The 14,865-nt window shown below is 70.6% G+C and carries 4 protein-coding genes; all 4 read left to right on the top strand.

Going from position 1 to position 14,865, the window contains the following annotated elements; all coding sequences use genetic code 11:
* The 4 genes from ACWFR3_RS27305 to ACWFR3_RS27290 all read left to right on the top strand — a co-directional run bounded on the left by ACWFR3_RS27305 (position 1) and on the right by ACWFR3_RS27290 (position 14,852).
* Positions 1-7,788, top strand: coding sequence for an amino acid adenylation domain-containing protein (locus ACWFR3_RS27305; protein ID WP_453737275.1), 7,788 nt, complete (start codon positions 1-3; stop codon positions 7,786-7,788).
* A complete protein-coding gene (locus ACWFR3_RS27300; RefSeq protein ID WP_453737274.1) occupies positions 7,785-12,758 on the top strand; it encodes an amino acid adenylation domain-containing protein in 4,974 nt (1,657 codons plus the stop codon). The genes ACWFR3_RS27305 and ACWFR3_RS27300 overlap by 4 nt, the downstream gene beginning before the upstream one ends.
* Before the next feature lie 28 nt (positions 12,759-12,786).
* On the top strand, positions 12,787-13,536 hold the full coding sequence (locus ACWFR3_RS27295; protein WP_453737273.1) for a thioesterase II family protein: 750 nt from the start codon (positions 12,787-12,789) through the stop codon (positions 13,534-13,536).
* 77 nt (positions 13,537-13,613) lie between these two features.
* Complete coding sequence (locus tag ACWFR3_RS27290; protein ID WP_453737272.1) at positions 13,614-14,852, top strand: cytochrome P450; 1,239 nt, start codon at positions 13,614-13,616, stop codon at positions 14,850-14,852.
* Positions 14,853-14,865: the final 13 nt, after the last annotated feature.

Genomic DNA, 14,865 nt, shown 5'->3' with positions numbered 1-14,865 from the left:
ATGATCCCGTTGTCCTTTGCCCAGAGTCGCATGTGGTTCCTCAACCACCTGGAAGGTCCCTCCGCCACCTACAACGGCCCGTTCGTGCTGCGCCTCGAGGGCACCCTGGACACCGCGGCCCTGACCGCGGCGGTACGGGATGTCGTCACCCGGCACGAGAGTCTGCGCACGCTGGTCGCGGAGAACGAGGACGGCACGCCGGAGCAGCGGGTGCTGCCGCCGGAGGAGGCCGCCGTCCCGGTCCGTGTGGTCGACGTGGCCGCCGACGCGGTGGACGCCGTGCTGCACGAGGTCGCGTGCGAGACCTTCGACCTCGGCACGGAGCTTCCGCTGCGGGCGACCCTCCTGCGGGTCGCCCCCCTGGAGCACGTGCTGGTGTTCGTGTTCCATCACATCGCCGCCGACGGCGCGTCGATGGCGCCGTTCCTCCGTGACCTGGTGACGGCGTACACGGCCCGCCGCCAGGGGAGCGCGCCCCAGTGGACGCCGCTCGCGGTGCAGTACAAGGACTACACGCTCTGGCAGCGGCAGCTCCTGGGCGACGAGACGGACCCGGGCAGCGTCACCTCGCAACAACTGGAGTACTGGCGCAAGGAACTGGCCGGAGCGCCGCAGCCGGTGCAGCTGCCGCTCGACCGGCCGCGGCCCACGGTGAACGAACACCGCGGCGGATACGTCGACTTCGAGCTCGACCCGGAACTGTTCGCCGGAATCGGGAAGCTCGCCGCGAACCGCGGCGCCACGGCTCCGATGGTCGCCCAGGCCGTGCTCGCGGTGCTCCTGCACCACTTCGGCGCCGGCAACGACCTGACGATGGGCAGCCCGATCGAGGGGCGCGCCGACGAGCAACTCGACGACCTGGTCGGGTTCTTCGTCAACACCTGGGTGCTGCGCGTCGACCTGTCGGGCAACCCGTCGTTCGGCGATCTGGTGGAGCAGGTGCGGACCCGGGCCCTGGCCGCGTACGACAACCAGGACCTTCCGTTCGAGCGCCTGGTGGAGCTCCTCGCACCGGAGCGCGTCACCTCCTACCAGCCGCTGTTCCAGGTCATGCTGGCCTGGCAGTTCCCGTGGTCGGAGATCGAGATCCCGGATCTGCGGGTGACTCCCCTGCCGGTGGGCACCGGCACCGCGAAGTTCGACCTGTTCTTCAACTTCGTCCCGGGCTCCTCCGGCGGCGCTCACGGACGGGTCGAGTACGCGACGGAACTGTTCGACCACGCCACGGCCGAACGCCTCATCGACCGCTACATCCGCGTGCTGCGGCAGGTCGTCGCCGATCCGGGGACGCGGCTCGGCGCGCTGGACGTGCTCTCCGACGCCGAACGGGACCAACTGACGCGGCTGAACGACACGACCGCACCGGCACCGGAGGCGACCGTACCGGAGCTGGTCGCCGCTCAGGCGGCACGGACACCGGACGCGACAGCGGTGGTGTCAGGGGACACCTCCCTGTCGTACGCGGACCTCGACGGCAGGGCGGGCCGCCTTGCCGCCGTTCTGCGCGAGCACGGGGTCGGGCCGGAGTCCCTGGTGGCCGTGGCACTGCCGCGGTCGGCGGAGCTTGCGGTCGCACTCCTCGGCGTCCTCAAGGCCGGCGGCGCCTACCTGCCGATCGACCCCAACTTCCCGGCCGCGCGCGTCGACCTCCTGCTCGACACGGCCGAGCCGCTGCTTGTCCTGACCGACCAGGAGACGGCGAAGACGGTGGCCACGAGCCGGACGCCGGTCCTGCACCTCGACGACCTGCACCTCGACGACCTGGGCGCGCCCGGCCGCGAAGCCCCGGAGGCGTCGGCAGCCCCGGACAACCTCGCCTATGTGATGTTCACGTCCGGCTCGACCGGGACCCCCAAGGGCGTCGGCATCACCCACGCCAGCGTGGTCAACGGCGTACGCGACCTGCGTCAGGTGGCGCACGTCGAGGCCGGGTCCCGGATGCTGGCCGCCACCTCCGTGAACTTCGACGTCTCGGTGTTCGAGATATTCACCGCGCTGACCACCGGAGCGAGCGTCGAGATCGTCCGTGACGTACTCGAACTCGGCGAACGCGCGAGCTGGTCGGGCACCACCATCAGCGCCGTGCCCGCGGTGTTCGCCACCCTGCTCGACCAGATCGGCGACGAAGGCTCCGACGGCCTCGAACTCGACGTGGAAACCGTCGTCTTCGCCGGTGAGGCGCTCTCACCCGACCTGGTCGGCAAGGTGCACGACGCCCTGCCCGGAGTCCGGGTCGTCAACGCCTACGGACAGACCGAGAGCTTCTACGCCTCCACGTTCACGCTGCCGCAGCAGTGGACGGAAACCGGCGCGATACCGGTCGGGCAGCCGCTCGCCAACATGCGCGCCTACGTCCTGGGGCCGGAACTGGCTCCCGTTCCGCCCGGTGTGACCGGCGAACTCTACGTCGCGGGCCTGCTCGCCCGCGGCTACCACCAGAGCGGCGCAGCGACCGCGGAGCGCTTCGTGGCCAGCCCCTTCGGTCCCGCGGGCACCCGCATGTACCGCACCGGTGACCTGGCCCAGTGGGACGAGAACGGCCGGCTCAGGTACGCCGGACGAGCTGACGCCCAGGTCAAGGTGAACGGCATCCGGGTCGAGCCGACCGAGATCGAGACGGCCCTGGCCCAGCATCCCGCGGTCAGCCGGGCAGCGGTGACGGTGTGCGAGGACCGCGTCGGCAAGCTGCGTCTTGTCGGCTACGTGGCGCCGGTGGGCGCCGCGGAAGGCGACGGCGCACCGGACACCGACATCTCGGTGGCGGAGCTGCGGCGGTTCGTCGCCAAGCGGCTGCCGGACTACATGGTGCCCGCCCAGCTGGTGGTGCTCGACCGGCTGCCGCTCACCCCGAGCGGAAAGCTGGACCGGGCCGCGCTGCCCGAGCCTGAGTTCGCGGGGGCCGTCTACCGGGCGCCGCGCAACACGGCGGAGCGAGTGCTCGCCGAGGTGTTCGCCGATGTCCTCAGCACCGAACACGTGAGTATCGACGACGACTTCTTCGCCAGCGGCGGAGACAGCATCCGTTCCATCCAGGTGGTCGCGCGCGCCAAGACGCGCGGCGTCGTGGTCAGCACCCGGGAGATCTTCGAGCACCGTACGGTCGTCCGGCTCGCGGAGCTGGTCGAGGGGCGGGCCGAAGAGGAGCGGGTGACACTGCCCGAGCTGCCCGGCGGCGGTGTCGGCTGGGCGCCGCTGCCGCCGACGGCCGCGCACATGCTCGGCCTCGGCGGCGGCATCGACCGGATGTGCATGTCGGCCATGCTGACGCTGCCCGGGGACATCGACCGTGCGGGCCTCGTCGCCACGTTACAGGCGGTCCTCGACCGGCACGACGTGCTGCGCTCCCACCTCGTGCGGACCAACCCGGGACTGCGGATGGGACCGGCCGGCAGCGTCAACGCCGGTGCGCTGGTGCGGGAGGTCCCCTACGGCGACGCCGACGTGCAGGCTGAGCTCGACGCGGCCGCCGACCGCCTCGACCCGGCCACGGGCGTGATGGCGCAGTTCGTGTGGTTCACCTCCGACACGCCCGCGGAAGCGGGCCGGCTGCTCATCGTGCTGCACCACCTGGTCGTCGACGGGGTGTCGTGGCGCGTCCTGCTCCCGGAGCTGGCCTCGGCCTGGCAGCGGGTGCGCGACGGCCACACCGCACAGCCCGCGGAGACCGGTACCTCGTTGCGGCGGTGGATGCACGCCCTGGCCGACGAGGCGGCCACCCCGGAGCGGGAGGCCGAACTGCCCCTGTGGCAGGAACTCCTCGCGGGGGACGACCCGTTGCTCGGCCGGCGGGAGCTCGACCCGGCCCGTGACGTCGCGGCCACCGTGGACACCGTCCGCGTCCAGGTGCCCGCCGAGGTCACCGAGACCCTGCTGGACACGCTGCCCGCCGTGTTCAACGGCGGCGTCGACGACGGTCTGCTTGCCGGCCTCGCGCTGGCCCTCGCCCGCTGGCGCGAGACGAGGGGCGTCTTGGGGAACTCGGCACTCGTCCGGCTCGAAGGACACGGCCGCGAAGAGCACCTCGTGCCCGGCGCCGACCTGTCCGGCACGGTCGGCTGGTTCACCGCGATGTACCCCGTACGCCTGGACGTGAGCGGCGTCGACGTGGCGGACGCGTTCGCCGGCGGCCGGGCCGCCGGGAAGGCGGTCAAGGCCGTCAAGGAGCAGCTGCGGGCGGTGCCGGACAACGGCATGGGCTACGGCCTGCTGCGCCACCTCAACACCAAGACCGGCAGCGCGCTGGCCAAGGCGCGGGAGCCGCGGATCGGGTTCAACTACCTCGGCAAGTCCTCCGGCGCGGACATCCCCGCGGAACTGCGGGGCCTGGGCTGGGGCCTGGACACCACGCACCAGGACCTGATCGCCGCACCGGACGCGGACATGCCGGCCCTCTCGGCCCTGGAGATCAGCGCGGTGGCCGCCGACACGGAGGACGGCCACGAGCTGACCGCCTACTTCGGCTTCCCCACCGGGGTGCTCTCCCGTGAGGAGGTCAGTGAACTGGCCGGTCTCTGGGTCCAGGCACTGACCGCCCTCGCCCGGCACGCCACCACTCCCGAAGCCGGTGGTCTCACCCCGAGCGACGCCCCGCTGGTCGAGGTGAGCCAGGGGGAGATCGACGCCTGGGAGGACCGCTTCGGCAAGCTGGCCAAGGTGTGGCCGGCGACAGCGGCCCAGTCCGGGATCCTCTTCCAGGCGAAGCTGGCCGGCGGGTCGTTCGACCCGTACCACATCCAGCTCGTCTTCCACCTGACCGACGAGGTCGACCCGGAGCGGATGCGCCGGGCCGGCCAGGCGCTCCTCGACCGCTACCCCGTCCTCCGCGCGGCGTTCGTCGACCGGGAGGACGGCGACGTGGTGCAGGTGGTGCCCGAGGCGGTGACCCTGCCGTGGCAGCACATCGACCTCACGGCGGCCGCCGGAGCCGAACGGGCCGAGGCGTTCGAGCGGTTCCTGGAGCAGGACCGCACCACGTACTTCGACACGGACGGCACCCCGCTGATCCGGCTCGCACTCGCCGTCCTCGAACCGGGGCGCCCCGAACTGGTCCTCACCGCCCACCACGTGCTCTACGACGGCTGGTCCACACCACTGCTCCTGCAGGACCTCCTGCTGCTCTACGCGGCCGACGGCGACCCGTCCGGCCTGCCCGCACCCCGCGACTACGGCGACTTCCTCGCGTGGATGACCCGGCAGGACCGGGAGGAGTCCGCACGGGTGTGGGCGGCGGAACTCGAAGGGTTCGAGGAGCCGACCCTGCTCGCCCCGGGCTTCGAGGCCGCGGACGACAAGGGCCGCGGCCAGGTCGACATCACCGTGCCGCGCGACGTGGCGCTGGACCTCGACCGGGTCGCCGCCGATCTGGGCATCACCATGAACACCCTGGTCCAGGGGGCCTGGGCACTGGTTCTCGGCGACCTCACCGGCCGCCAGGACGTGGTGTTCGGCACCACCGTGTCCGGGCGCCCGCCCGCGGTGAACGGCGTCGAGTCGATCGTCGGGATGCTCATCAACACCGTTCCCGTGCGCGTCACCTACGCGCCCGGCGACACCTTCGCCGAGTTCCTCACCCGGCTGCAGAAGCGGCAGAGCGGCCTGGCGGACCACCACTACTACGGGCTCGCGGAGATCCAGCGGGCCACCGGCCTGAAGTCGCTCTTCGACTCGCTGTTCGTCTTCGAGTCGTTCCCCGTCGACGAGGACGGCCTCAGCGCCGCCTCCGACGCCGAGGGCGGCATCGCCTACGACGGCTTCACCCCGTCCGCGGGCAACCACTACCCGCTGTGCCTGATGGCGGCGGCCGCCCCGCATCTCGACTGCATCATCCAGTACGCCCTCGGCATCTTCGACCAGGACACGGTCGAGACGTACGCGGCCCGGCTCGTCCTCGTCCTGCGGCAGCTGGCCGCCGACCCCGGGCGCAGGATCGCGCAGGTCGACGCCCTGGAGCCGGCCGAGCGCGACCGGGTCCTCGCCGTCCTGAACGACACGACGGGCCCGGCCCGCGAGGTCACGCTCACCGAGCTGTTCGAGGCGCAGGTGGCCCGGACCCCGGACGCGGTGGCCGTGGTCGCCGATGGCGAGTCGCTCACGTACGCCGAACTGGACGCCCGCGCCGAGCAGTTGGCGCTCGCGCTGGTGGAGCGCGGGGTGGGCCCGGAGAGCGTGGTGAGCATCGTCCTGCCGCGCACGGCCACCATGGCGGTGGCTCTCCTTGGCGTGCTCAAGGCGGGCGGAGCCTATCTGCCCGTCGATCCCGCCTACGCCGCGGCCCGGCTCCCGCACATCCTCCCCGGCGCCCGGCCGCACCTGCTGCTGACCGACACCGGGACCAGGGCGGTCATCCCGGCCACGGACGTTCCCGTCGTCCTCATCGACGACATCGACCTGGCGGCCACCGCGGACGCCGGGAAGGCGGGGGCACGGCGCAAGGCCCGGCCGGACAACCTCGTCTACGTCGTCTACACCTCCGGGTCCACCGGCGTGCCCAAGGGCGTCAGCGTCACCCACACCACCATCGTCAACGCCGTGGACACCATGGCCACGCAGGCCGGGATGGAGGCCGGCCGACGGGTGCTGCTCGCCGCCTCGTTCGGCTTCGACGTCGCCACCTTCGAGCTGTTCGCCGCGCTCACCAGGGGCGGCAGCGTCGAGATCGTCCGTGACGTCCTCGCGCTGACCGACCGCGGCACCTGGGACGTCGACGTCATCTGCTCGGTGCCGTCCGCCTTCGCGGAACTCGTCGACCAACTCGGCGACCGCATCGAGCCCATGGCGCTGAACATCTCCGGGGAGGTGCTGACCCCGGCCCTGGCGGCGCGGGTGCGCGGACTCTGGCCGCAGGCACGGGTCATCAACAGCTACGGACCCAGCGAGACCTTCTACGCCACCGCGCACCTCCTGGACTCCGGGCAGCCCTACGCCGACGGAGTGCCCATCGGCCGGCCCTTCCCCGGAGTACGCGCCTACATCCTCGGCCCGGGCCTGAAGCTGCTGCCGCCGGGCGCACCGGGCGAGCTCTATCTGGCGGGCGCGGGCCGCGGCTACCACCGCCAGCCCGCCATGACCGCCGACCGCTTCGTGCCCGACCCCTACGGTCCTGCCGGCGCCCGGATGTACCGCACCGGTGACATCGCCCGCCTCACCCCGGACGGAGAGCTGCAACACCTGGGCCGCGTCGACACACAGGTCAAGATCCGCGGCTACCGCGTCGAACCCGGCGAGATCGAGGCCGCCCTGACGACCCACGCCGGCATCGCCCAGGCCGCCGTCGTGGTCCAGCACAACGGCGACCGCACGCCCGACCTGGTCGCCTACCTCGTTCCCGATCCCGGCGCGGCCACTCCGTCCCTGGAGGAACTGCGCGACCACTTGGCGCAGCGGCTGCCCGAGTACATGGTCCCCGCCGCCTACGTCACGCTCGACCGGCTGCCCCTGTCACCCAACGGCAAGCTCGACCTCAAGGCGCTGCCTGCCGCCGAAGTCACGCCCACCACGACCTTCCGGGCGCCGCGCACCGCCCGCGAGGAGGTGCTCGCCAAGCTCTTCGGCGAGGTGCTCGACCTGGAGAAGGTCGGCATCGACGACGGCTTCTTCGAGCTCGGCGGGCACTCCCTGCTCGCCACCAGGCTGATCAACCGAGTCCGTGTCGATCTTGGGATCGAGATACCGATCCGCAAGATCTTCGACCTGCCGACGGTGTCCGCGCTCGCCGCGTGGACGGAGGCATCGGCTGTTCCCGTTCGCCCCACTCTTCGCAGGATGATCACAGAGGAGCAAGAGCAGTGATTCCGCTTTCGTTCGCACAGCGCCGCATGTGGTTGACGCACCAGCTCGAGGGCGGGGCGGAAACCTACAACATCTCACCGGCGTACCGGCTGACCGGACCACTGGACCAGGACGCCCTCACCGCCGCGATCCGTGACCTGGTCGAGCGGCACGAGCCGCTGCGCACCACGTACGTGACGGACGACCAGGACGAGCCCTACCAGCGGATCCTGTCGCCGGCACAGGCGTCGGTGCAGGTGCCGGTGGTCGACGTGTCCGCCGACGAACTGCGCGGCACCGTCGCGAAGTTCATCACCTACCGGTTCGACCTGGCGGCCGAGATCCCCTTCAAGGCGACCCTCTTCCGCTGCGGCCCCGAGGACCACCTGCTGGTCCTGCTCGTCCACCACATCGCGTCGGACGGCGTCTCCGGCGGTCTGATGGCACGGGACATGGGCATCGCCTACGCCGCCCGCCTGGAGGGCAGGGCGCCGGAGTACGAGCCGCTGCCCGTGCAGTACAAGGACTACGCGCTGTGGCAGCGCGAGCTGCTCGGTGACGTGTCGGACCCGGACAGCCTGGCCGCGGCGCAGGCCGAGTACTGGCGCGAGGAACTGTCGGGAGTCCCGCAGCCGATCAACCTGCCGCTCGACCGCCCGCGGACCACGGACAGGAACCCGCAGGGCGACAAGGTCTCCTTCGTGGGGGACCAGGCGGTGGGCCTGGGGCTGCGGAAGCTGGCCGACGAGCGCGGGATGACCATGTCGATGGTCATGCAGGCCGCGCTCGGCGTGCTGCTCGGCAAGCTGGGCGGCGGGGACGACGTGACCATCGGCGGTCCGATGGCCGGGCGGAACGACGAAGCACTGGCCGATCTGGTCGGGTTCTTCGTCAACACCCAGGTGCTGCGGGTCGATCTCTCCGGTGACCCCACGTTCGACGACCTCCTCACCCAGGTGCGCGAGAAGACGCTGGCGGCCTACGAGCGCCAGGACGTGCCGTTCGAGACACTGGTCGAGTTGATCAATCCGGACCGCACCACGGCGTACCAGCCGCTGTTCCAGGTGATGCTCGCCTGGCAGAACTTCGAGAAGCAGGACTTTGAACTCCCCGGCCTCGAGGCGGAGTTCGAGCAGCACGTCACGGCGACCTCCCTCGTCGACCTCACCATGTTCTTCGACGTGAACGACTCGGGGGAGCTGCGGGGCGAACTCCAGTACGCGACCGCACTGTTCGACCGCGACACGGTCGAGGCCATCGCGGCGCGCTACCTGCTTGTTCTGGAGCAGCTGGTCGCCGACCCGCGGACACCGGTCAACCGGCTCGAAATGCTGCTGGAGGGCGAGCGGGAGCGGCTGCTGCGGGAGGTCAACGACACGGCGCGGCCGGTGGCCGTGGGCACCCTGCCGGACGCCTTCGAGGCCCAGGCGGAGCGCACCCCGGACGGTGTCGCGGTCATCGGCGAGCAGGAGAGGCTGACGTACGGGGAGTTCAACCGGCGCGCCAACCAGCTGGCCCACTGGCTGATCGAACAAGGCGCGGGCCCCGACCAGTTGGTCGCCGTGAGCATCCCTCATTCGGTCGACCTGCTGGTCGCCGTCTACGCGGTGGTGAAGTCGGGCGCGGCGTATGTGCCGGTGGACCCCGAGCTGCCCGAGGACCGGGTGCGGCACATGCTCGACAGCGCGAAGCCACTGCTGGTGCTCGACGAAGCGATCGAGGACGTGTCCGGATACCCGGAGACGAACCCGCGGCGCGCGCTGCTGCCGGACCACATCGCGTACGTCATCTTCACCTCCGGTTCCACGGGCGGCCCCAAGGGCGTGCCGGTGTCGCACCGGTCGATCATGAACCGGATGCGCTGGGGCCGTGAGTACTTCGGCGTCGGTGCCGAGGACCGGATGCTGTTCAGCACGCTGGCGAGCTTCGACGCGTCGGTGCCGGAGATGTTCGCCAACCTGCAGTCGGGCGGCGCCGTGGTCGTCACACGCCCGGACGGGCGCCGTGACCCGGCCTACCTGGCAGAGCTGATCCAGCGCGAGCGCGTGACCAGCGCGTTCTTCGTGCCTTCCCTGCTCGCGGCGCTCGTCGCCGAACCCCTGACCAAGCAGTGCGACACGCTGCGCTGGGTCGAGGCCGGCGGCGAGACGTTCCCGGCCGAGCTGGCCAACCGGCTCGTCGAGCTGCTGCCCGGCTGCGTCGCGCACAACCTCTACGGCCCCACCGAGGCGGCGGTGGAGGCCACGACCTGGCAGCACGAGCCGGGCGCGGACCGCCTGCCGATCGGCGTGCCGCTGTGGAACGTCCAGGTGTACGTACTGGACACCGCGCTGCGCCCGGTCGCGCCGGGAGTCGCCGGCGAGCTGTACATCGCCGGTGTCGGGCTCGCGCGAGGCTATTTGGGGCAGAGCGCGCTGACCGCGGAGCGGTTCGTGGCGTGCCCCTTCGGCGAACCCGGCGCGCGGATGTACCGCTCGGGAGACCTGGTGCGGTGGGACAAGGAGGGCCGGCTCGAGTACATCGGCCGGAGCGACTTCCAGGTGAAGGTCCGGGGCCACCGGATCGAACTGGGTGACATCGAGCACGCGCTCGCCGGCCACCCCGCGGTCGCGCAGGCGGCGGTCGTGGTGCGCGAGGCCCAGCAGGGCGACAAGCGCCTCGTGGGTTTCGTGGTGCCTGATCCGGCCGCCGTAGTGGTCGACGCGGGCGCCCGGGTGGACGAGTGGCGCCTGCTCTGCGACGCGAGTTATGCCGACTCCGCCGACGAGGAGTGGGGTGAGGACTTCCAGCTGTGGCAGTCGGTGTACGACGGACAGCCGATCGTGCCCGAGCAGCTGGCACAGTGGCGGGACGCTGCGGTGGAGCAGGTGCTGCGGTTCGCGCCGCGGCGTGTCCTCGAGATCGGCGTGGGTTCCGGTCTGCTCATGTCGAAGATCGTCGGTGAGGTAGAGGAGTACTGGGGCACCGACATCTCGGCCACCGTGGTGGACCGGGTCCGGGCCCGGGCCGGGCAGGCCGGCCACGGCGACCGGGTCCGGCTGAGCGTCCAGGCCGCCGACGACATCTCCGGGCTGCCCCTGGGCGGGTTCGACACCGTGGTGCTCAACTCGGTGGTGCAGTACTTCCCGGGCGTCGAGTACCTGGACCAGGTGCTGCGCCAGGCCCTTGACCTCCTCGCGCCGGGCGGCCGCCTGGTCGTCGGCGACGTGCGCAACGCCGCGACGCTCCGGCTTCTGCTGACCGCGGAGAAGAGCGCGGCGCAGCCCTACGCCTCTCATGAGGACGTGCGGGCGATGGTCGAGCAGGCGCTGCTCGCCGAGCGGGAGCTGGTGATCGCCCCGGAGTGGTTCGCCGAGTGGGCGGCCGACCGTTCCGTCGTGGCCGACATCCGGCTGAAGGCGGGGAAGGCGCACAACGCGCTGACCCGGCACCGCTACGAGGTCGTCCTGCACAAGCAGCCGGCCGACGTGTTTGACCTGTCCGGTGTGCCCGCGGTGCCGTGGGGCCGGGAGGTGTCCGACCAGGGCGCCCTGGGCGTCCTCGTGGAGCGGGCGGGCGGTCCGGTGCGGGTGACCGGGATACCGAACGCACGCCTCGTCGCGGAGGCCGCCGCGGCGACCACCGCGGGCGTGGTGAACGCGGACGTCCCCTCCGGCCCCTCGATCGACCCGCAGGACCTGGCGACATGGGCGCAGCAGAAGGGCCTGCACGCGGTCCTCACCTGGTCGGGCCGGAGCGACCACGCCTTCGACGCGGTCTTCCTGACCGAACAGCGGACCGTCTGCGGAGGCTTCGTCCCCAACGCCGCGTCCGGGCGGGCCCGGACGAACACCCCCGCCCTTGCCAAGTCGATCGGTCCCCTCCTGGAGGAGCTGCCCGGCTATCTGCGGGGCCGCCTTCCCGAGTACATGGTCCCGGCCGTGGTGGTGCCGCTCGCGGAGCTTCCGCTGAATCCGGCCGGCAAGCTCGACCGGCGAGCGCTGCCGCTGGAGCACACGACCACCGTGCGCGGCGGAGGACCGCGCAACTCCCACGAGGAGAAGCTGTGCGCCTTCTTCTGCGAGTTGCTGGAGCTGGAGCGGGTCGGCATCGACGACGACTTCTTCGCGCTCGGCGGGCACTCGTTCCTGGCCACCCGGCTCAGCGCCAGCATCCGCAAGGAATTCGGCCTCGACATGCCGCTGCGGACGATCATCCAGTTCCCCACGGTGGCCGAGCTGGCCGCGGTGGCGCTCACCGGCCGCATCCCCGGTGACCACGCCGAAGCGTTCGCGCCGGTGCTGCCCCTGAACAGGGACCCGGGGACGGGGAAGGAACCGGTGTGGTTCTTCCACGGAGCGGGCGGCATCGGCTGGGCCTACTTCACCTTCGCGCCGTACCTGGACCGCCAGTGCTACGCCCTGCAGGCCCGCGGCGCCGACGGCAGGGAACCGCTGGCGGAGTCGGTGGACGAAATGGTCCGCGACTACGTCAGCCAGATACTCAAGACGCAGGCCGAGGGCCCCTACTACCTGATCGGCTGGTCCTTCGGCGGTCCGATCGTGCACGCCGTCGCGGACGCGCTCGACCGGCTCGGCCACGAGGTCGCGCTGCTTGCCGTCCTGGACTCCCAGCCGGGCAGCGACGCCCCGGGCAACGGATTCCGGCAGATCGCCGGCCGCACCCAGCAGCTTTACCGCGGGGATCTCGAGGAGGTCTTCGGCAAGTTCATGAACACCAAGAACATGGACGGCTTCCTGGACGGCATGTCGCGGATGGGCGCCAACAACATCCGCATCATGTCCACCTTCGTATCCCCGGTATTCCGCGGAAATCTGCTGTTCTTCAACGCGACGGGGGACAAGGACACGTCGTATGCGCCCGACTGGGAGCCTTTCGTCCTCGGTTCGGTCGAGTCGTACGACGTGGACGCCACGCACAACGACCTGCACATGCCGAAATCCGCAGGGCAAATCATGAGGATCATCGCCGCCAAGCTGGCGGACGACTGACCGGGAAAACAATCCGACGTAATGATGATTGGGGTTGGTCGGGGTGACAGAACCCGGCGTGTCCGTGGAAGACCGGGACCGCAGCGCGCTGCTGTGCGTGCCGTTCGCGGGAGCAGGGCCTTCGTTCTTCCACCCGTGGCGGGCGCTGTCCGCCGACCGTTGGCGAGTGCTTTCCGTCGAACTTCCCGGCAGGGAGCGGCGGATCATGGAGACGCCGTACCGGAATGTCGTCGAAGCGGCCAAGGACTCGGTCGACGGCATTGTCGCGGAAATCGGCGAAGGGGCGCCGGCGGTGGTGTTCGGGCACAGCCTGGGCGCCGTGCTCGCGTACGAACTGGTGCATCTGCTCGGCGCGCGCGGTGTGCGTGTCGAGCGGCTTGTCGTCAGTGGTTCGCCGGGACCGTGGACACAGCGGGAGAGGCGGGCCACCGGGCTTCCCGACGAGGAATTCCTCGCCCGGGTGGAGGAGTTCGCGGGATTCCGGCACGAGGCTCTGGACCACCCGGAAATGCGTGAACTGATTCTGCCCGTGCTGCAGGCCGACTGCGAAATGCACGAGAACTACGTTCCGAGCACCGACGAACTGGTGTCGGTGCCGATCTGCTCGCTCCGGGGCCGTTCCGACGGACTGGTCACCGCCGAAGAGGCGCAGCAGTGGCGGGACGCGACCACGAGTGAATTCAGCTATGTGGAGTTCCCGGGCGATCACATGTACCTGGTCGACAGCGGCAGGGAGGTGCTGGATCTCATCGAGGCGGAATCCGCCGGCATTCGCTGACGTCCCGCGCCGGAGTCTCCCGGCGCGGGCCCCCCACGGCACCACTGTTGGACGAAGACGTTAAGGAGACGACGATCATGGCTCAGCCGATCGTTAGCCTGCTGGACCCCGAATTCCATGACGACCCCGTCGGCGCCTATGCCCGCCTGCGGGAGATGGCCCCGCTTGTTCCCATCGGGTTTCCCGGAGGGCCGCCGGTCTGGCTGATCACGCGGAACGAAGACCTCAAGACGGCTCTGAGCGACCCGCGGCTCGTGGTGGACAACAGAAACGTGCCGGGCCACCACGGGCCCAGCCTGGTGGACCAGACCATCGCGGTTCTTGATGTGCCGGAGAAGTTCCAGAACGACCTCCGGGACTACATGGCGGCCAACATGGGACTCGTGGACGGCAAGTATCACGCTCGGCTGCGCCGCCTCGTGACTCCCGCTTTCAGCGTCCGGCGGATGAAGGCGCTGCGGCCGCGTATCGAGGAGATTTCCGCCCGGCTCCTCGACACCCTGGCCCGCAAGGGATCGGGCGACCTCATAGAGGAGTACTCCTCACCGCTGACCGGCACCGTCATCTGCGAACTCATCGGAATCGACGAGGCCGATCAGCCGCAGGTACGCAAGTGGATGAACGACTACACCGACCCCGAGGCCGACACCCTGGGGGGCCTTCGGAACCTGGCCGAGTACATCAAGGGGCTCATCGACCGGCGCCGGGCCGAGCCCGCGGACGACATGATTTCCGTCCTGGTGCAGAAGGGCGACGAGGACGGTGACCGGCTCACCGAAGCCGAGATCGTCTCGGTCGTGCTCGTCGTCGTGAACAACGGACACCATTCCACGGCCCACTTCATTCCGAACGCGATCCTCAAACTCCTGGAGAACCCGGATCAGCTGGCCCTGCTGCGCGCCAGGCCGGACGCCCTGCCGCACGCCATGCACGAGTTGATGCGGGTCGCGAATCCCGTCCCGACCGCCGGACCGCGGTACGCGACCGAGGACATGGAGTTCGCCGGGGTCTCGATCTGCAAGGGAGATGCCCTGACGGGCTCCCTGCAGTCCGCCAATTACGACCCGCGCGTTTTCTCCGAGCCCGAAGGATGCGACGTGGAACGCGTGCTGGAGCGCGGGCAGAGCCACACCGCTTTCGGCGCGGGCCCGCACTACTGCCTCGGTGCCGCACTCGCCCACCTCGAAGGCGAGATAGCCCTCGACCACCTGATGATCCAGCGCGACACCCTGGAAATCGCCGGCCGCCTGACGTACCACGAGCCCTTCCCCGGCGCCGGCGCCCAGGCGCTCTCCACATTCCCCGTGCGCTTGTGAGAGCCAGGGCCGG

The sequence above is a fragment of the Streptomyces sp. NPDC055189 genome (assembly GCF_053606765.1).
This window is presented reverse-complemented; position numbering and strand designations above follow the sequence as displayed.

What these genes read in the sequence shown, in the direction of transcription:
- ACWFR3_RS27305 (WP_453737275.1), top strand. Translation starts at nt 1, where the DNA reads ATGATCCCGTTGTCCTTTGCCCAGAGTCGCATGTGGTTCCTCAACCAC.
- ACWFR3_RS27290 (WP_453737272.1), top strand. Translation starts at nt 13,614, where the DNA reads ATGGCTCAGCCGATCGTTAGCCTGCTGGACCCCGAATTCCATGACGAC.